Source organism: Plantactinospora sp. KLBMP9567 (genome assembly GCF_033446045.1).
In the GTDB taxonomy this organism is placed as follows: domain Bacteria; phylum Actinomycetota; class Actinomycetes; order Mycobacteriales; family Micromonosporaceae; genus Plantactinospora.
Genome location: NZ_JAWQRR010000023.1, coordinates 178,300 through 196,294, shown reverse-complemented (window position 1 = coordinate 196,294; position 17,995 = coordinate 178,300). Strand labels below are relative to the sequence as shown.

The window sequence follows — 17,995 nt, the reverse complement described above, 5'->3', positions numbered from 1 at the left end:
GGCGCTCCTCCGCCCCCGCTGTGGCGGGCTCTCCCGGGCTCATCGCCGGGTCGCCCGGGCCACCGCGCGGACCAGCCCCGGCCCGCCGTAGACGAAGCCGGTGTAGAGCTGCACCAGGCTGGCTCCGGCGTCCAGCAGCGCGGTGGCGTCCGCCGGCTCGAGGATGCCACCCACCCCGACCACCGGCAGCGCGCCGTTCGTCTCGGCGTGCACGAACGAGACCACTTCCCGGGTACGCGTGGTCAGTGGCCGCCCGGAGAGCCCGCCCGCCTCGCCGGCCCGGTGCGCGTCGGACGGGGCGATCCCGTCCCGGCCCAGCGTGGTGTTGGTGGCGATCACCCCGGCGGCACCCCGGTCCAGGCAGACCTGGAGCAGCTCGGCGATGGCCGCCTCGGTCAGGTCCGGAGCGATCTTGACGAGGATCGGCTTCTCCCCGACCAGCGCCGTCAGCAGGGCGTCGAGGTGCGCCCGGTCCTGCAGCGCCCGCAACCCGGGGGTGTTCGGCGAGGAGACGTTGACCGCGAAGTAGTCGCCGTACGGCGCCAGCGCCCGGTACGAGGCCAGGTAGTCGGCGACGGCGTCGTCCAGCGGGGTGACCTTGGACTTGCCCAGCGAGATGCCGAGCGGCACCCCCAACGGCCGGCGCAGCGCGGCCAGCCGGGCGGCCAGCGCCTCGGCACCGGCGTTGTTGAAGCCCATCCGGTTGATCACCGCCGCGCTGCCCGGCAGCCGGAACAGCCTCGGCCGGGGGTTGCCCGGCTGCGGGTGCGCGGTGACCGTACCCACCTCGACGAAGCCGAAGCCCAGCGCCGGCCAGGCCGGCAGTGCGGCACCGTCCTTGTCCATCCCGGCGGCCAGCCCGACCGGGTTGGGGAAGCTGACCCCGAAGACGGTGCGCGGGGCGGAGACGGCGTACCGGGCCCGCAGCAGCGCCAGCGCGGCCGGGTTGCGGGACAGCCCGGCCAGCCGGCGCAGCGTCCACTCGTGCGCCGTCTCGGCGTCCCCGCCGCCGAGCCGGAACAGTGCCGGCCGGACGACCCGGTCGAAGACCGCTCCCCCGCCCGCCGTACGCCGGCCCGGTTCCGCCGTCGCCGTCGGCGCGCTCACTCGCCGGCCCGCAGCGCCGCGTGCAACTCCTGCAACGGCCGGACCGACATGTCGCCCCGGATCAGTGCCTCGATCCCCATCACCGCAGCCGCCGCGCCGGGCACGGTGGTGATGCACGGGATGTCCGCGCCGACCGCCGCGCTGCGGATCTCGTACCCGTCGGAGCGGGCGCTCGCCCCGGAACCCTGCGGGGTGTTGATCACCAGGTCCACCTCGCCGGCCGCGATCAGCGTGACCGCGTCCGGCGAGTCGGCGCCCTCCTCGTAGTGCTTGCGGATCAGCTGACAGGAGATGCCGTGCCGGCGCAGCACCTCACCGGTTCCGGTGGTGGCGACGATCTCGAAGCCGAGGTCGGCGAGGCGCTTGACCGGGAAGATCATGCCGCGCTTGTCCCGGTTGGCCACCGAGACGAAGACCTTGCCCCGGACCGGCAGCGAGCCGTACGCCGCCGCCTGCGACTTGGCGAAGGCGTGCCCGAAGGCGGTGTCGATGCCCATCACCTCGCCGGTGGACTTCATCTCCGGACCGAGCAGCGAGTCGATGCCCTTGCCGGTCGGGGTGCGGAACCGCTTGAACGGCAGCACCGCCTCCTTCACCGCCACCGGGGCGTCGACCGGCGTCGTCGTCCCGTCGCCGGTCGGCGGGAGCAGCCGCTCGGCGCGCAGTTCGGCGATGGTGGCGCCGAGCATGATCCGGGCGGCCGCCTTGGCCAGCGGCACCGCCGTCGCCTTGGAGACGAACGGCACGGTACGGGAGGCCCGCGGGTTCGCCTCCAGCACGTAGAGGGTGTCGTCCTTCAGCGCGTACTGCACGTTGAGCAGGCCGCGTACCCCGATCCCCCGGGCGATCTGGACGGTGTAGTGGCGTACCGCCGCCAGGTGCGAGCTGGCCAGGGTGATCGGCGGCAGCGCGCAGGACGAGTCGCCGGAGTGGATCCCGGCCTCCTCGATGTGCTCCATCACCCCGCCGACGTAGACCTCGCCGTCGGCGTCGCAGAGCGCGTCCACGTCGATCTCGATCGCGTCGTCGAGGAAGCGGTCCACCAGCACCGGATGGTCCGGCGAGATGTCGGTGGCCCGGGCGATGTACCCGCGCAGCGTGTCGTCGTCGTAGACGATCTCCATGCCCCGCCCGCCGAGCACGTACGAGGGCCGGACCAGCACCGGATAGCCGATCTCGGCGGCGATGGCGTGCGCCTCGGGGTACGAGGTGGCGGTGCCGTGCGCCGGCGAGCGCAGCCCGGCCCGGTCCAGCAGCGCGCCGAACGCGCCCCGCTCCTCGGCCAGGTGGATCGACTCCGGGCTGGTACCGACGATCGGCACACCGGCGTCCTTGAGCCGCTGCGCCAGGCCCAGCGGGGTCTGCCCGCCGAGCTGCACGACCACCCCGACCACCCCCGGCCCGCCGGCCGCCCTGCCCGAGCTGTCCTCGGAGTGCCAGACCTCCAGCACGTCCTCGAAGGTCAGCGGCTCGAAGTAGAGCCGGTCGGCGGTGTCGTAGTCGGTGGAGACCGTCTCCGGGTTGCAGTTGACCATCACGGTCTCGTAGCCGGCGCCTTCTGCGCCGGGACCGGACGCAACGGCTGAGCCCAGCGGCGCGCTCCGCAGCGCCTGTACCGCGTGCACGCAGGAGTAGTCGAACTCGATGCCCTGGCCGATCCGGTTCGGCCCGGAGCCGAGGATCAGCACCTTGGGCCGGTCCGACGGGGACACCTCGGTCTCCTCGTCGTAACTGCTGTAGTGGTACGGCGTACCGGCGGCGAACTCGGCGGCGCAGGTGTCCACGGTCTTGTAGACCGGTCGTACCCCGAGCCGGTGCCGGAGCGTCCGTACTCCGTCCTCGGCGGCCAGCTCCGGGCGGAGCGCCGCGAGCTGCCGGTCGGAGAGGCCGGCGCGCTTGGCCCGGCGCAACAGCTCCTCGTCGAGTACGGCGGCGCCGACGATTTCGGCGCGCAGCTCGACCAGCCCGGCGATCTGGTCCAGGAACCAGGGGTCGATCCCGCCGGACGCCTCCGACACCTGCGCCACCGAGGCGCCGAGCCGGAGCGCCCGCTCGACGCTGTAGAGCCGCCCGTCGTGCGGGGTACGCAGCGCGGCGAGAGTGCCGTCAAGAGTGGCGCCCTCCGGGTCGGGGACGGTCCAGAAGCCGCCCTCCTTCGTCTCCATCGAGCGCATCGCCTTGTTCAGCGCCTCGGGGAAGTTCCGGCCCAGGCTCATCGCCTCGCCGACCGACTTCATCGTGGTGGTGAGTTCCCTGTCGGCGGCCGGGAACTTCTCGAAGGCGAACCGGGGGATCTTCACCACCACGTAGTCGAGGGTCGGCTCGAACGCGGCGGGAGTCTTCAGGGTGATGTCGTTCGGGATCTCGTCCAGGGTGTAGCCGACGGCCAGCTTCGCGGCGATCTTGGCGATCGGGAAGCCGGTCGCCTTGGAGGCCAGCGCGGACGACCGGGAGACCCGGGGGTTCATCTCGATCACGACCAGCCGGCCGTCGCGCGGGTTGACCGCGAACTGGATGTTGCAGCCGCCGGTGTCCACCCCGACCTCGCGGAGTACCGCGATGCCGAGATCGCGCAGCCGCTGGTACTCCCGGTCGGTCAGGGTCATCGCCGGTGCGACGGTGACGCTGTCCCCGGTGTGCACGCCCATCGGGTCGACGTTCTCGATCGAGCAGACCACCACGACGTTGTCGTGCCGGTCCCGCATCAGCTCGAGTTCGTACTCCTTCCAGCCGAGCACGCTCTCCTCGATGAGCACCTCGTGCACCGGGCTGGCCGCCAGGCCCGCCCCGGCGATCCGCTCCAGGTCCTCGTCGTTGTGCGCCATCCCGGAGCCGAGCCCGCCCATCGTGAACGACGGCCGGATCACCACCGGCAAGCCCAGCTCGGCGACGGTGGAGCGGACCTCCTCCATCGAGTGGCAGACCCGGCTGCGCGGGGTCTCGCCGCCGGCCTTGGCGACGATCTCCTTGAAGAGCTGCCGGTCCTCGCCACGCCGGATCGCGTCGATGTCGGCGCCGATCAGCTCGACGCCGTACTTGGCCAGCACCCCGGACTCGTGCAGCGCCACGGCGGTGTTCAGCGCGGTCTGGCCGCCCAGGGTGGGCAGCAGGGCGTCCGGCCGCTCCTTGGCGATGACCAGCTCGACGAACTCCGGGGTGATCGGCTCGACGTACGTGGCGTCGGCGAACTCCGGGTCGGTCATGATGGTCGCCGGATTGGAGTTGACCAGACTGACCCGCAGCCCCTCGGCGCGCAGCACCCGGCAGGCCTGGGTGCCGGAGTAGTCGAATTCGCAGGCCTGGCCGATCACGATCGGCCCGGAGCCGATCACCAGGACGTGTTTCAGGTCTGTCCGCCTAGGCATGCTTGCCGCCTTCACTCTGCCTGTCGCCGATCAGCTCGGCGAAGCGGTCGAAGAGGTAGTCCGCGTCGTGCGGGCCGGCCGCCGCCTCCGGGTGGTACTGAACGGTGAACGCCGGTACGTCCTTGGCCCGCAGCCCCTCGACCACGTTGTCGTTCAGGCAGACGTGGCTCACCTCGACCCCGCCGAAGTCGGTGTCGATCACCTCGTTGAGCGGCGCGTCGACCGCGCCGAGCCCTTGTTCGCGGCCCGGCCAGGCGACCGCGAAGCCGTGGTTGTGGCTGGTCACCTCGACCTTGCCGGTGGACCGGTCCAGCACCGGCTGGTTGATGCCCCGGTGCCCGTACCCCAGTTTGTAGGTGCCGAAGCCGAGCGCCCGGCCGAGGATCTGGCTGCCGAAGCAGATCCCGAAGAGCGGGAGCTGCCGGCGCATCACCTCGCGGGCCAGCCCGGCCGGATGGTCGGCGGTGGCCGGGTCGCCCGGTCCGGGCGAGAAGAAGACCGCGTCGGCGCCGGTGGCCAGCAGGTCGTCGATGCTGGACGAGGCGGGCAGCACGTGCGTGGTGACCCCGCGCGCGGCGAGCCGGCGCGGCACGTTCCGCTTGATCCCCAGGTCGAGCGCGGCCACCGTGTACCGGTGCTCCCCCTCGGCCTGCACGACGTACGGCTGCGCCGTGGTCACCTCGGCGGAGAGGTCCGCCCCCTCCATCCGGGGCGCCTCGCGCACCCGGGCCAGCAGCTCCGTTGGGTCCTCGGTCAGGCTGGAGACCCCGACCCGCATCGCGCCGCGCTCCCGCAGGTGCCGGGTGAGCGCCCGGGTGTCCACCCCGGCGATCCCGACCACGCCCTCGGTGGCGAGCCGGTCCTCCAGGGCACCGGTGGCCCGCCAGTTCGAGCCGATCCGGGCCGGATCCCGGACGACGTACCCGGCCACCCAGATCCGGCCCGACTCGTCGTCCTCGGCGTTCACCCCGGTGTTGCCGATGTGCGGCGCGGTCTGCACCACCACCTGGCGGTGGTACGACGGGTCGGTCAGCGTCTCCTGGTAGCCGGTCATCCCGGTGTTGAAGACCGCCTCGCCGAAGGTCTCCCCCACGCTGCCGTACGCCTCGCCGCGGAAGGTCCGGCCGTCCTCCAGGACCAGGATCGCCGGTCGCCGCCTCATCGAACAGCCTTTCCGTCCAGCACCGTCGGCTCGCCGCGCAGGAAGGTCGCGACGATCCGGCCGGGCAGGGTGAGCCCGGCGTACGGGGTGTTGCGGCTGCGGCTGGCCTGCTCGCCCGGGTCGATCGTGCGGCGGGCCGCCGGATCCACCAGGGTCAGGTTCGCCGGTACCCCCGGTGCCGGGTTGCGGCCGTGCTCGGCCAGCCCGGCGATCCGGGCCGGGGTCCGGGACATCCGCTCGGCGATCAGGTCCCACCGTTCGCCGAGTACGTCGAGCAGCACCGAGAGCGCCGTCTCCAGCCCGAGCATGCCCGGCCGGGCGTACGCCCACTCGCACTCCTTGTCCTCCAGCGCGTGCGGGGCGTGGTCGGTGGCGACGATGTCGATGATCCCCTCGACCAGTGCGGCACGCAGCGCGGTGACGTCGGCGGCGGTGCGCAGCGGCGGGTTCACCTTGAAGACCGGGTCGTAGCTGGCGGCGCGTTCGTCGGTCAGCAGCAGGTGGTGCGGGGTCACCTCGGCGGTGACCCGTACCCCGCGCTTCTTGGCGTGCCGGAGCACCTCGACGCTGCCGGCGGTGGAGAGGTGGCAGACGTGCAGCCGGCTGCCGACGTGCTCGGCCAGCAGCACGTCCCGGGCGATGATCGCCTCCTCGGCCACCGCCGGCCAGCCGGTCAGGCCGAGCCGGGTCGAGACCTCGCCCTCGTGCATCTGGGCGCCCTCGGTCAGCCGGGGCTCTTCGGCGTGCTGCGCGATCACCCCGTCGAACGCCTTGACGTACTCCAGGGCCCGGCGCATCAGCCGGGGGTCGGCCACGCAGTGCCCGTCGTCGGAGAAGATCCGCACCCGGGCCGCGGACTCGGCCATCGCACCCAGCTCGGCCAGGCGCTCGCCGGCCAGCCCGACGGTGACGGCGCCGATCGGCTGCACGTCGACCAGCCCGGCCTCGCGGCCGAGCCGCCACACCTGCTCCACCACGCCGGCCGTGTCGGCGACCGGCGAGGTGTTGGCCATCGCGCAGACGGCGGTGTAGCCCCCCAGCGCCGCCGCCCGCGAGCCGGACTCGACCGTCTCGGCGTCCTCCCGGCCCGGCTCCCGCAGGTGCGTGTGCAGGTCGACCAGGCCGGGCAGCGCGACCAGCCCGTCACCGTCGACCACCCTGGCCCCGCGGGCGGCCAGGCCGTGGCCCGCCTCGGCCACCACCCCGCCGGCCAGCAGCAGGTCGGTCGGCTCGGCGCCGAGCACCCGCACTCCCCGGATCAGGTACGCCGGCGTCGCCGCCCCCGGGCCACCTCCGGTGGTCACGTCGGTCATCACTTCATTCCCCCCAGCAGCAGGTACAGGACGGCCATCCGGACGGAGACTCCGTTGGCGACCTGTTCGACGATCGTGGAGCGGGGCGAGTCGGCCACCTCGGGCGCGATCTCCATCCCGCGGTTCATCGGACCCGGGTGCATCACGATGGCGTGGTCCGGCAGCCGGGCCATCCGGGGCCCGTCGAGTCCGTAGCGCCGGGCGTACTCCCGGGCGGACGGGAAGTAGGAGTCGGCCATCCGCTCCCGCTGCACCCGCAGCATCATCACCACGTCCGAGGTGGGCAGCACCGCGTCGAGGTCGTACGACACCTCGGTGCCGGGCGCCAGCGCGGTGCCGATGTCGACCGGGATCAGCGTCGGCGGCCCGACCAGGGTCACCTTGGCGCCCAGGGTGGCCAGCAGCAGCACGTTGGAGCGGGCGACCCGGCTGTGCAGCACGTCGCCGACCACCGCGACCGACAGCCCGGCGATCCGCCCCAGCCGGGCCCGCATCGTGTACGCGTCCAGCAGCGCCTGGGTCGGGTGTTCGTGGGTACCGTCGCCGGCGTTGAGCACGGAGCCCTCGACCCAGTTGGCGAGCCGGTGCGGCGCCCCGGAGGCCGGGTGCCGGATCACCACCGCGTCGGCCCCCATCGCCTGGAGGGTCAACGCGGTGTCCTTCAGGCTCTCACCCTTGGAGACGCTGGAGCCCTTGGCGGAGAAGTTGATCACATCGGCGGAGAGCCGCTTGGCCGCCGCCTCGAAGGAGATCCGGGTCCGGGTGGAGTCCTCGTAGAAGAGGTTGACCACGGTACGGCCGCGCAGCGCGGGCAGTTTCTTCACCTCGCGGCCGGCCACCGTCGCCATCTCGGCGGCGGTGTCCAGGATCAGCGTGGCGGTGGCCGCGTCGAGATCCGCACCGGAAAGCAGGTGTTTGAGCTTCATGCCGCCCCTCCGATCAGCTTGACCTCGTCGGTGCCGTCGGTCTCCGCGAGAGTCACCTTGACGCTCTCGGCGAGCGCGGTCGGGATGTTCTTCCCCACGTAGTCGGCCCGGATCGGCAACTCCCGGTGGCCCCGGTCGACCAGCACAGCGAGCTGCACCGAACTGGGCCGGCCGAGGTCGCTGAGCGCGTCGAGGGCGGCTCGGACGGTCCGGCCGGAGAAGAGGACGTCGTCGACCAGGATCACCCGTTTGCCGTCGATCCCCTCCGGGGGGACCTGGGTCGGGCCGATCGCGCGTACCGCGTGCCGACGGAGATCGTCACGATAGAGAGTGATATCGAGCACACCCACCGGTACGGCGATGCCCTCGAAGGCGTTGATCCGGGCTGCCAGCCGGCGGGCCAGCGGAGCGCCCCGGGTGGGTATCCCGAGCAGTACGGTACCGGCCGCGCCCTGGGTCTTCTCGAGGATCTGGTGTGCGATTCGGTCCACCACCCGGGCCAGTTCGGCGCTGGTCAGGATGACCTTCACGGACGGTGGTGAGACCGGCTGCGGCTGAGCAGCCTGCGGGTACGCCACGGCGGACCCCCTTCCCCGCCTCACGGGACGGGTCGTTAAAGGACGTCGGATTCCGGCGCTTGCCTGACGCGGCCCGGGCCGGGGCTCTAGCCACGTTACCACTGGCCACGGGGCCGGCCCCGGCGGGTCGCTGACCTCCGGATCAGCGAGCCGAAACCGCCCGGCTGAACACGATCTTTGTAATAGGTAGGTAACTAGCACTTGACCACGTGTCGTTATCCCCGTACCGTCACGCTCCGTAGCGATCGCTGGGGAGATCCCCGACCAGCACTGGGAGTGCCGAATGCCCTCTGAATACGCCAAGTCGTTGGGCGCGCGCCTGCGCTCTATCCGTCAGCAGCAGGGATTGTCCCTGCAGGGGGTGGAGGAGAAGTCAAACGGACGGTGGAAAGCCGTCGTGGTCGGCTCGTACGAGCGGGGCGACCGGGCGGTGACGGTCTCCCGTCTCGCCGAACTCGCGGACTTCTACCGGGTGCCCGTCTCGGAGCTGCTGCCGGACGGCAGTGGCGTCCGTCACGAGCCGACGAACAAGATCGTGCTCGACCTCGAGCGGCTGTACGACGAGGCCTCCGAGGACCTCGCCTATGTCGCCCGCTATGCCCGCGCCATCCAGCAGCAGCGCGGTGACTACAACGGACGGGTGCTGTCGATTCGCGCGGACGACCTGCGGGCGCTCGCGATCGTCTACGACTCCTCCCCCTCCGGCCTGATCGAGCGGCTCACCGAGCATGGTGTGCTCGTCGCCGACCCCCGGGCGCTCTTCGCGTCCTGATCCCCCCGACTCGCGGGGTCCGTGCCTACTGGGCGCGGGCCCCGCGAGCCGTTTCGCCCCCGAGCCGCCCTCACTGCCCGTCGCCGCTCCTCGCCAGGTCTGGGCCGGAGACGGCCCTCGCGTCCCCGTCGCGGTCTCCCGGCACCAACCACCCGCACACGTCCGAGCCGGAGACGATCCCCGCGCCCCCGCCGCGGTCCCCCACCAACCACCCGCACAGAGTCCGAGCCGGAGACTGTCGAGCTGCCCCGTCTGTGCGCCCCGCTGTCCCGGTCGCGAAAGGTCCAGTGACCCGGCCCGTCGGCCGCAGCGCGGCCGGCCCCGGCCGGCGTCGGTCCCCCGGGCCTCCCGGCCGGCATGGAATGGCAGCACCCGCGCGACAAGAGCATCGCGAACCGGCTCAGGGTCGCAAGGGAAATCGCCGGGGAACACGACGACCGTTGGGTGCACAAACGGGGCAGCTCGACAGTGCCGTGCACAGACGTCGCCCGGTCGGCGCCGACACCGGCACCTCGGCGGCCGACCGGGTCGTCGCGCCGGCCGGAACCGACCGGAACGGCTCCGGCCCGGGTGAAACCGCGATGCCGGGAACACAGGAACCCGGAACCACCACACCGGGCGGAAACCCACCACACCGGGCGGAATCTCGCCACGCCGGACGGAACCCACCACGCCGGGGAACCCCCCACGCCGGACGGACCGGCTACCGAAGGCTCAGCGGGTCGCGTACTCGGCGATCCGGCCCAGGAGGCCGTTGAGGAACCGGGGCGAGTCGTCGGTCGACATCTGCCGGGCCAGCTCGACCGCCTCGCTGATCGCCACCGCGTCGTCGATCTCGTCGACGTAGAGCAGTTCGTAGATGGCGGTCCGGGCGAGGTTGCGGTCGACGACCGGCATCCGGTCCAGCGTCCAGCCCTCGGCGTAGCTGTCGATCAGCTCGTCGATTCGGGCCTGGTGCTCCGCCACACCCTCGATCAGGCCCACCGCATAGCCCAGGTGCTCGGGGCGCGGCTGTTCCAACCGTTGGAGATAGCCGGCCAGCACCTCGGCGACGGGCCGGGCCCGCATGTCCGCCTCGTAGAGGACGTCCAGGGCCCGCTTGCGTGCCTTGCGGCGCGCCGGCATCTGCTGTTTGGGACCCTCCGCCATCAGGCTCGGCCGAGATAGCGGCCGTCGCGGGTGTCGACCTTGATCTTCTCGCCGGTGGTGATGAAGAGCGGCACCTGGACGGTGGCGCCGGTCTCGACCGTCGCCGGCTTGTTGCCGCCGGTGGAGCGGTCGCCCTGCAGGCCGGGCTCGGTGTAGGTGATCTCCAGCACGACGCTGGTCGGCAGTTCGACGTAGAGCGGCACGCCCTCGTGGGTGGCGACGATCGCCTCCGCCTCGGGCAGCAGGTAGTTGGCCGCCTCGCCGACCGTGCCGCCGGGCACCGGGATCTGGTCGTACGTCTCCAGGTCCATGAAGACGTAGTCCTCGCCGTCGATGTAGAGGTATTGCATGGTGCGCTTGTCGACGGTGGCCGTGTCGACCTTGGTACCCGCGTTGAACGTCTTGTCGACCACCTTGCCGGACAGCACGTTCTTCAGCGTGGTGCGCACGAAGGCACCGCCCTTGCCGGGCTTGACGTGCTGGAACTCCACGACGGCCCACAGCTCGCCGTCGAGGTTGAGAACCAGCCCGTTCTTCAGGTCGTTGGTGGTGGCCATTTCCTGCCTTGATCTTTAATTCGGGCGGACAGACCCGGCAAGTCTACTAGGGGCGTCCAGTTGATCAGGACCAGCCCGTTTCGACGGGACGGGACGGCCGGTCAGCCCCGGGCGGAGCGGTCCCGCAGTGCGGCCAGGTGCAGCAGGGCCAGCCGGTAACCGTCGACCCCGAGGCCGCAGATCACCCCGGTCGCGACGGCCGAGACCACGGAGTGGTGCCGGAACTCCTCCCGGGCGTGAATGTTGGAGATGTGCACCTCGACCAGCGGGCCGCGCAGCATGGCGCAGGCGTCCCGGACCGCGTAGGAGTAGTGCGACCAGGCGGCCGGGTTGAGCACCACCCCCGCCTCCTCGTCGGCCGCCTGGTGCAGCCAGCCGATCAACTCCGCCTCGGCGTCGGTCTGCCGGACCTCCACCTCCAGGCCCAACTCCTCGCCGGTGGCCTGGCAGCTCGCCACCAGGTCGGCGTAGCTGGTGGCGCCGTACACCTCGGGCTGCCGGATGCCGAGCCGGCCCAGGTTGGGCCCGTTGAGCACGTAGACCCTCATGCCGCCACCTCGGCGTACGCGTCGTACAGCAGCTCGTCGTCCGGGCCGTCCAGGATCCCGGTCTCGGCCAGCCCGTCCAGCACCACGAACCGCAGCCGGTTGCCCCGGGCCTTCTTGTCCACCCGCATTGCGGCCAGCAACTCCGGCCAGGCGTCCGCGCGGTAGCTCGTCGGCAGCCCGAGCGTGGTCAGCACCGTCCGGTGCCGGGCCACGGTCGGCTCGTCCAGCCGGCCGGCCCGCCAGGCCAGCCCGGCGGCGTAGACCAGGCCGACGGAGATCGCGTGCCCGTGCCGCCAGCGGTAGCCCTCGACCTTCTCGATCGCGTGTCCGAGGGTGTGTCCGTAGTTGAGGATCTCCCGCCGGCCCGCCTCGCGCAGGTCGCCGGAGACCACGTCCGCCTTCACCTGGATCGCCCGCTCGACCAGTTCCCGGACCACCGCTCCGGACGGGTCCGTCGCCGCCGTCGCATCCGACTCGATCAGGTCGAGGATCGCCGGGTCCGCGATGAAGCCGCACTTCACCACCTCGGCGAGCCCGGCGGCCAGGTCGACCGCCGGCAGCGAGTCCAGCATCGCCAGGTCGCAGAGCACCCCGACCGGCGGGTGGAACGCACCGACCAGGTTCTTGCCGGCGGCCGTGTTGACCCCGGTCTTGCCGCCCACCGCCGCGTCGACCATGCCGAGCAGCGAGGTGGAGACCGGCACCCAGCGGACCCCCCGCAGCCAGCAGGCGGCGACGAAGCCGGCCAGGTCGGTCACGGCGCCGCCGCCCACCCCGACCACCGCATCGGTACGGGTGAAGCCCGCCGCACCGAGCCGCTCCCAGCAGCCGGCCGCGACCTCGATGTCCTTGCCGGCCTCGGCGTCCGGCACCGGCACGGTCAGCGGGTCGATCCCGGCGGCGCGGAGCCGCTCGGCCAGCTCGTCGGCGTGCGCCTTCAGCGGCGGGGCGTGCAGCACGGCGGCGCGCTCGGCACCGTCCAGCAGCGGCGGCAGCGCGGCCAGCAGGTCCCGGCCGACGAGGACGTCGTACGGCCGGTCGCCGCCGACCGGAATTCGGGTCAGTTCGTCCATCGGGCTAGAGCCTAGAGGATGGGGTCCGCCGCAGGCGGTGGTCGCCGGGCGGCGTACCCGGCGAGGAGCTGCGCCATCCCGGTCAGGTCCTCGGCCCGGGTCCGCAGCAGGATGCCGTCGGCGGTGGGAGCCAGCTCGCCGATGCTGGGCGGCACCCGGCGGCGGACCTGTTCCAGGTCGGTCTCCAGCAGCACCCACCCGCCGGAGGAGCAGGACCGGCTCCGGGCGCTGATCGGCGACGGACACCTGCCGCCGCCGGCCTGGGACCCGGCCGCCGACCCGGTCAACCTGGCCGGGCTGGACGACGAGTCCCTGGACCTGCTCCGGGAGCGTGCCACCGGCCAGCCGCTGCGCGCCGCCACCGACCCGGTACGCCTGCCGCACGGCGGCTCGGGCGTCCCCGCCGGGTAGGGGTGGCCGGTAGGTGTCCGGCGGGGAGGCTGTCGAGCTGCCCCGCTTGTGCCCCCACACCGTCGAAAGGGCCGAGCCCAACGGGCCGAACCCTAGCCGACCCGGTCGCCGGCCAGCCCGGCCAGGATCTCGTCGGCCACCTGCTCCGGGGTCCGCCCGTCGGTGACCACGGTCCAGGTGGCCACCTCGGTGTAGAGCGGACGCCGCTGGTCGAGCAGGTGCTTCAGGGTGGCCCGGGGATTGATCGCGAGCAGCGGCCGGCCGGTGCCCAGACCGACCCGCTTGACCGCGTCCGACAGCTCCACCGAGAGATAGACGACCCGGTGACCGGCGAGCGCGGCCCGGTTCTCCTTGGCGAGGATCGCGCCGCCGCCGAGCGCCAGCACCCCGTCGAAGGAGGCCAGCGCGGTCGCCACGGCGGCCCGTTCCAGGGTACGGAAGTGCTCCTCGCCGTCGTCGACGAAGATCTCCGGGATCGGCTTGCCGGCCGTGACCTCGATGTCGCTGTCGGTGTCCCGGAAGTCGACCCCGAGTCCCTTGGCGACCAGCAGCCCGGTGCTGGTCTTGCCGGCGCCCATCACGCCCACCAGCACACAGACCGGCGCCATCAGCGGATCACCAGATTGTCCAGGTAGCCGGCGAGGTTGCGGCGGATCTCGGTGACCGAGTCGCCGCCGAACTTCTCCAGCGCCGCCTCGGCCAGCACCAGCGCGACCATGGTCTCGGCGACGATCGCGGCGGCGGGTACGGCGCAGACGTCGGAGCGCTGGTTGATCGCGGTCGCCGGCTCGCCGGTCGTGACGTCCACGGTGGACAGTGCTCGGTTGAGCGAGGAGATCGGCTTCATCGCGGCACGTACCCGCAACGGCTCGCCGGTGGTGATCCCGCCCTCCAGGCCACCGGCCCGGTCGGTGACCCGGCGTACCCCGGTCGCGGTGGGGACGATCTCGTCGTGCGCCACCGAGCCCCGGGACCGGGCCTGCTGCCAGGCGTCGCCGATCTCCACACCCTTGATCGCCTGGATGGACATCAGCGCCGCGGCGAGCCGGGCGTCGAGCTTGCGGTCCCACTGCACGTGGCTGCCCAGCCCCGGCGGTACGCCGTAGGCGAGCACCTCGACGATGCCGCCGAGGGTGTCGGCGTCGGCCTTGGCGGCGTCCACCTCGGCGACCATCCGGGCACTCGCCTCCGGGTCGAGGCAGCGCAGCGGGTCGGCGTCGATCCGCTCGGCGTCCTCGGGCCGGGGCTGGAGCCCGGGCTTGGCGGCCACCGAGCCGAGTTCCACCACGTGCGAGACGATCTCGATGCCGAGCGCCTGCCGGAGTAGGGCCCGGGCGACGGTGCCGACCGCGACCCGGGCGGCGGTCTCCCGCGCGCTGGCCCGTTCCAGGATCGGCCGGGCGTCGGTGTGGCCGTACTTCTGCATGCCGGCCAGGTCGGCGTGCCCGGGTCGGGGGCGGGTCAGCGGGGCATTGCGGGCCTGACCGGCAAGCAGCTCCGGGTCGACCGGGTCGGCCGCCATCACCGTCTGCCACTTGGGCCACTCGGAGTTGCCCACCCGGATCGCCACCGGGCTGCCCAGGGTCAGGCCGTGCCGGAGACCGCCGACGATCTCGACCTCGTCCCGCTCGAAGGACATCCGGGCGCCCCGGCCGTAGCCGAGCCGGCGGCGGCCCAACTGGCGGACGATCTCCTCGCTGGTCACCTCGACCCCGGCCGGCAAGCCTTCCAGCACCGCAACCAGGGCGGGACCATGGGACTCCCCCGCCGTCAACCAGCGCAACACGACCAACCCTCTCCTCGTGGCGACCGGGCCGGCCGCCCGCCGGTCAAGTTTGGCACGGCCCCGGTGTGCTGCCGCCCACCGCCCGTACCGTCCCGCTCTACGGACGGGCAGCACCCGGCGCCCCGGGCGGCTGGTCGGCCCGCTCCTGGTCAACCAGCAGGTCGGCGAGCCGGTGGAGCTGGCCGGCGGCCCGCACGATGTCCCGGCGGGCCGGCTCGTCGAGCCGGTGCAGCGCGTCGAGCAGCAGGTCGCGCCGGTGCGCGACGTACTCGGCGATCCGCAGGTGCGCGGCCGGGGTCAGCCGGAGCCGGACGATCCGCCGGTTGTGCGGATCCCGGGCGCGTTCCAGCAGGCCGGCACCGGCGAGGTCGCCGACCAGCGTGCTGACCGTGTTGGCGGCGGTGTGCAGCCGTTCCGCCGCCTCCTTGACGCTGATCTCCGGGCAGCGTTCGACCAGCCGCAGCACCTCCACCTGGGCGTCCGGCAGCGGTGCCCGGCCGATCCGTCGACTCGTCGACCGGCGCAGCACCCGGTGCAGGTCGGCCACGGCGCTGCCGAGCGCCTCCGCCGCGCCGGCCGTCACGTCGTCGGTCATCCTCGATCCCGTCACCGTCACGATCCCCTGTCACCGTCTCGTCCGGCACCGTCCTGGTCCGGCACCCCTGCCGTCGTCACCCGGGCGCCTCGGTGCCTCCGGGGTCGGCTACTTCACATCGCAATACCTCTGCCCACAGAGCTAAAGTGTCGGCTATCCCAAGACTAGGGGGACCGCAGTGGGCAGAGCGCGCTCCGCAGCACCGCCCCGCCGCGCCTCGGGAGTCGGACAACTGCTGCTGCTCGGTACCCTGACCGCGGTCGGTCCACTGTCCCTGGACATGTACCTGCCGGCGTTCCCCGAGATGACCGGCGACCTCGCCGCCACCCCGGCGCAGGTGCAGTTCTCCCTCACCACCTTCCTGTTCGGCCTCGCCCTCGGCCAGCTCGTCACCGGGCCGCTCAGCGACCGGTGGGGACGCCGCCGGCCGGTACTGGTCGGCGTCGTCGCGTACACCGTGACCAGCCTGCTCTGCGCGTTCGCCCCGTCGGCCGAGGCACTGGCCGCGCTCCGGCTGCTCCAGGGGGTGGCCAGCGGGACGGGCGTGGTCGTCGCCCGGGCCATCGTCCGGGACCTCTACTCCGGCGCGGCGGCGGCGAAGTACTTCTCCCGACTGATCCTGATCTTCGGGGTCGCCCCGGCCGCCGCGCCGGCCCTCGGCAACCTGGTACTCCGGTTCGGCTCCTGGCGGGCCGTCTTCGTCGCGCTGTCGGCGATCGGTCTGCTGGTGCTCGCCGCCGTGGCCTGGCGGCTGCCGGAGACTCTCCCGCCGCAGCGGCGGCACACCGGCGGGCCGGCCGCTACCGCCCGGGTGATGTGGGGACTGCTCACCGACCGGGTCTACCTCGGCTACGTACTCACCCAGGGGCTGGCCTTCGCCGCGCTCTTCGCGTACATCTCCGGGTCCTCGTTCGTGATCCAGGACGTCTTCGCGCTCTCCGCCGGCTGGTTCACCCTGGTCTTCGCGGTGAACGCCGTCGGGATGACCGCAGTTGGCCAACTCAACGCCCGGCTGCTCGACCGGTACGGCACCCGCCGGCTACTCGGCACCGCGCTGGTCGCCAGCCTGCTGGCCGCCGCCGCCCTGCTCGGCGGGGCGGTCACCGAGAACGTCCCGACCGTCCTGGTCGCGCTCTTCGTCTTCGTCTCGTGCATCGGGATGACCCTGCCGAACGGACTGGCCCTGGCCCTGGACCGGCACCCCGGGCACGCCGGCAGTGCCGCCGCGCTGCTCGGCGCGCTCCAGTTGTCCATCGCCGCCGCCCTGGCACCGCTGGCCGGGCTCGGCCCGGAGGACAGCGCGGTGCCGATGGCCGTACTCATGCTCGGCAGCACCGCCCTCTCCGCGCTGGTGGTCTTCACCATCGCCCGGGGACGGGAGCCGGCCGAACCGACGGCGGACCGACCGGAGCGCCTGAGCCGACGGACACCTGAGCGGTCGCGTACGTCCGCCAGTCCCGCTCCGGCGGAACGCAGATGAGCGCCCCACCGGCCGGGTAGCGGGGCGCTGGTCGTGACTCTGGCGGTTACGGCCGCCGGGCCATCTCGCCGACGAACGCCCGCCAAGCAGCCGGCCCGAACGTCAGGGGTGCCGCTGCGACTGCTCTTCCGCCAGTTCGGCGTAGGTGTACTCATACGCGATCCCACCGATACCCGGCAAGCCCGGCCGGCCCCCGACAACGTCCTGACCTGCTCTTCGCCGACCGTGGCTACGACTTCGACACCCACCGGCAGCGCCTACGCGACAGGCATATCGTTCCGGTCATCGCCCGACGCGGCCAACCGCACGGGTCCGGGCTCGGCACCCGCCCGCTGGGTAGTCGAACGGACCATCGCCCTGCTGCACTGGTTCCGCCGGCTCGGGGCCAGGTGCCGGGCGGCTGGTGTGGCGTACCAGCGGGTGCAGCCGCGCGACCGGCGGCGCGTCCGGCCCGGTCGCGGAGTGCCAGGTTAACTTGACACTTCCTCCCGTCGCCGGTCGTCGCCGGCTGTGGCGGGGATGGCGTTGTCGATGAGGACGGCGGCGATGGCGGCGGCGGTGGGGAAAGCGTCGGCGTCGAGGACCCGGGTGCGGGTCGCGGCGCCGTCGATGAGCAGCGCGAGCTGCTCGCCGAGCTGTTCAGGGTCGGCGGCGCCGGCTTCCCGGGCGGTGTCGGCGAGCCGCGCGGCGACGGCTTTCTTGTAGTCGCGCGCGTACTGGGATGCGGGGTGCTGGGGGTCGTGGAGTTCGACGGCGGCGCCGATGTAGGGACACAGGGGGGTGGTGGGGGGGATGTCGAGGGCGGCGAGGAGCCGTTCGCGGGGCGTGAGGTCGGTGCGGTCGAACACGCCGGACAGAACGGAGGGGTCGAACCGGCGCAGGTACTCGGCGACGAGTTCATCCTTTCCGGGGAAGTGCTGGTAGGCCGTGCGCTTGGACACCTGGGCCGTTGCGCAAAGCTGGTCCATGCCGGTGCGGTTGATCCCCTGCTCGCGGAACAGCTGCTGGGAGGCGCTGAGGATGCGCTCGCGGGCGCCCCGGCCGCGGCGGCGGCCCGTGGGGCCCTTCTCCAACTCCGTCATAGCCTCCATGGTACCCCAGTTGGGTAACGACCGGTGTACATAGTTTGCGCCCCGGCGGCCTGCCCCGTACCGTAGGCACACAGGGCGGTGT

General features: G+C 72.6%; 17 protein-coding genes and 2 pseudogenes. 4 read left to right on the top strand and 15 right to left on the bottom strand.

The window, feature by feature from the left end; genetic code table 11:
* Nucleotides 1-39: 39 nt before the first annotated feature.
* The 6 genes from R6Y94_RS20090 to pyrR are packed head-to-tail and all read right to left on the bottom strand — an operon-like array spanning nt 40 to nt 8,451.
* Nucleotides 40-1,107, bottom strand: coding sequence for a quinone-dependent dihydroorotate dehydrogenase (locus R6Y94_RS20090; protein WP_318397404.1), 1,068 nt, complete (start codon nt 1,105-1,107; stop codon nt 40-42).
* Nucleotides 1,104-4,472 carry a carbamoyl-phosphate synthase large subunit gene (gene carB / locus R6Y94_RS20085; RefSeq protein WP_318397403.1) on the bottom strand — a complete coding sequence of 1,123 codons (3,369 nt, stop codon included), beginning with the start codon at nt 4,470-4,472 and terminating at the stop codon, nt 1,104-1,106. Before carB ends, R6Y94_RS20090 begins: the two co-directional genes overlap by 4 nt.
* Nucleotides 4,465-5,634 (bottom strand): glutamine-hydrolyzing carbamoyl-phosphate synthase small subunit, encoded by a 1,170-nt coding sequence (gene carA / locus R6Y94_RS20080; RefSeq protein ID WP_318397402.1) that lies wholly within the window; start codon nt 5,632-5,634, stop codon nt 4,465-4,467. The genes carB and carA overlap by 8 nt, the downstream gene beginning before the upstream one ends.
* Nucleotides 5,631-6,947, bottom strand: coding sequence for a dihydroorotase (locus R6Y94_RS20075; protein WP_318397401.1), 1,317 nt, complete (start codon nt 6,945-6,947; stop codon nt 5,631-5,633). The genes carA and R6Y94_RS20075 overlap by 4 nt, the downstream gene beginning before the upstream one ends.
* Entirely contained in the window at nt 6,947-7,873 is a 927-nt protein-coding gene (locus R6Y94_RS20070; RefSeq protein WP_318397400.1) for an aspartate carbamoyltransferase catalytic subunit, read from the bottom strand. The genes R6Y94_RS20075 and R6Y94_RS20070 overlap by 1 nt, the downstream gene beginning before the upstream one ends.
* Nucleotides 7,870-8,451 (bottom strand): bifunctional pyr operon transcriptional regulator/uracil phosphoribosyltransferase PyrR, encoded by a 582-nt coding sequence (pyrR, locus tag R6Y94_RS20065; protein WP_318397399.1) that lies wholly within the window; start codon nt 8,449-8,451, stop codon nt 7,870-7,872. Before pyrR ends, R6Y94_RS20070 begins: the two co-directional genes overlap by 4 nt.
* 283 nt (nt 8,452-8,734) lie before the next feature.
* On the opposite strand from pyrR, the gene R6Y94_RS20060 reads away from it, so the two are divergent.
* The gene (locus tag R6Y94_RS20060; RefSeq protein WP_101366736.1) at nt 8,735-9,223 is read left to right on the top strand and encodes a transcriptional regulator; all 489 of its coding nucleotides are present in this window, start codon (nt 8,735-8,737) and stop codon (nt 9,221-9,223) included.
* Nucleotides 9,224-9,937: 714 nt separating this feature from the next.
* On the opposite strand, the gene nusB is transcribed toward R6Y94_RS20060, so the two are convergent.
* The 5 genes from nusB to R6Y94_RS20035 form a co-directional block, all read right to left on the bottom strand.
* Nucleotides 9,938-10,348, bottom strand: coding sequence for a transcription antitermination factor NusB (gene nusB / locus R6Y94_RS20055; RefSeq protein ID WP_318397511.1), 411 nt, complete (start codon nt 10,346-10,348; stop codon nt 9,938-9,940).
* A gap of 23 nt (nt 10,349-10,371) precedes the next feature.
* Nucleotides 10,372-10,929, bottom strand: a complete 558-nt coding sequence (gene efp / locus R6Y94_RS20050) for an elongation factor P (protein WP_203859951.1) — start codon at nt 10,927-10,929, stop codon at nt 10,372-10,374.
* A 101-nt stretch (nt 10,930-11,030) separates the two neighbouring features.
* Nucleotides 11,031-11,477: a type II 3-dehydroquinate dehydratase gene (gene aroQ, locus R6Y94_RS20045; RefSeq protein WP_318397398.1), complete on the bottom strand. Its 447-nt coding sequence runs from the start codon at nt 11,475-11,477 to the stop codon at nt 11,031-11,033.
* Entirely contained in the window at nt 11,474-12,550 is a 1,077-nt protein-coding gene (gene aroB / locus R6Y94_RS20040; RefSeq protein WP_318397397.1) for a 3-dehydroquinate synthase, read from the bottom strand. Before aroB ends, aroQ begins: the two co-directional genes overlap by 4 nt.
* 11 nt (nt 12,551-12,561) lie before the next feature.
* Nucleotides 12,562-12,705 (bottom strand): hypothetical protein, encoded by a 144-nt coding sequence (locus R6Y94_RS20035; RefSeq protein WP_318397396.1) that lies wholly within the window; start codon nt 12,703-12,705, stop codon nt 12,562-12,564.
* Here R6Y94_RS20035 and R6Y94_RS20030 point away from each other — a divergent pair.
* Entirely contained in the window at nt 12,692-12,961 is a 270-nt protein-coding gene (locus R6Y94_RS20030) for a hypothetical protein (RefSeq protein ID WP_318397395.1), read from the top strand. The two genes, R6Y94_RS20035 and R6Y94_RS20030, sit on opposite strands and share 14 nt — an antisense overlap.
* A gap of 92 nt (nt 12,962-13,053) precedes the next feature.
* Here the strand turns inward: R6Y94_RS20030 and R6Y94_RS20025 are convergent, their stop codons facing one another.
* From R6Y94_RS20025 to R6Y94_RS20015, 3 genes are all read right to left on the bottom strand, one after another.
* Nucleotides 13,054-13,569, bottom strand: a complete 516-nt coding sequence (locus tag R6Y94_RS20025; protein WP_318397394.1) for a shikimate kinase — start codon at nt 13,567-13,569, stop codon at nt 13,054-13,056.
* The gene (gene aroC / locus R6Y94_RS20020; protein WP_318397393.1) at nt 13,569-14,747 is read right to left on the bottom strand and encodes a chorismate synthase; all 1,179 of its coding nucleotides are present in this window, start codon (nt 14,745-14,747) and stop codon (nt 13,569-13,571) included. Before aroC ends, R6Y94_RS20025 begins: the two co-directional genes overlap by 1 nt.
* Nucleotides 14,748-14,844: 97 nt before the next feature.
* The gene (locus R6Y94_RS20015; RefSeq protein WP_318397392.1) at nt 14,845-15,342 is read right to left on the bottom strand and encodes a MarR family winged helix-turn-helix transcriptional regulator; all 498 of its coding nucleotides are present in this window, start codon (nt 15,340-15,342) and stop codon (nt 14,845-14,847) included.
* A gap of 178 nt (nt 15,343-15,520) precedes the next feature.
* On the opposite strand from R6Y94_RS20015, the pseudogene R6Y94_RS20010 reads away from it, so the two are divergent.
* Both R6Y94_RS20010 and R6Y94_RS20005 read left to right on the top strand, forming a co-directional pair.
* Nucleotides 15,521-16,714: pseudogene (locus R6Y94_RS20010) on the top strand (multidrug effflux MFS transporter); the annotation flags it as partial.
* A 265-nt stretch (nt 16,715-16,979) separates the two neighbouring features.
* Nucleotides 16,980-17,212 (top strand): annotated as a pseudogene (locus R6Y94_RS20005) (IS5/IS1182 family transposase); the annotation flags it as partial.
* Nucleotides 17,213-17,292: 80 nt separating this feature from the next.
* Here the strand turns inward: R6Y94_RS20005 and R6Y94_RS20000 are convergent.
* Nucleotides 17,293-17,904 (bottom strand): helix-turn-helix domain-containing protein, encoded by a 612-nt coding sequence (locus R6Y94_RS20000; RefSeq protein WP_318397391.1) that lies wholly within the window; start codon nt 17,902-17,904, stop codon nt 17,293-17,295.
* Nucleotides 17,905-17,995: the final 91 nt, after the last annotated feature.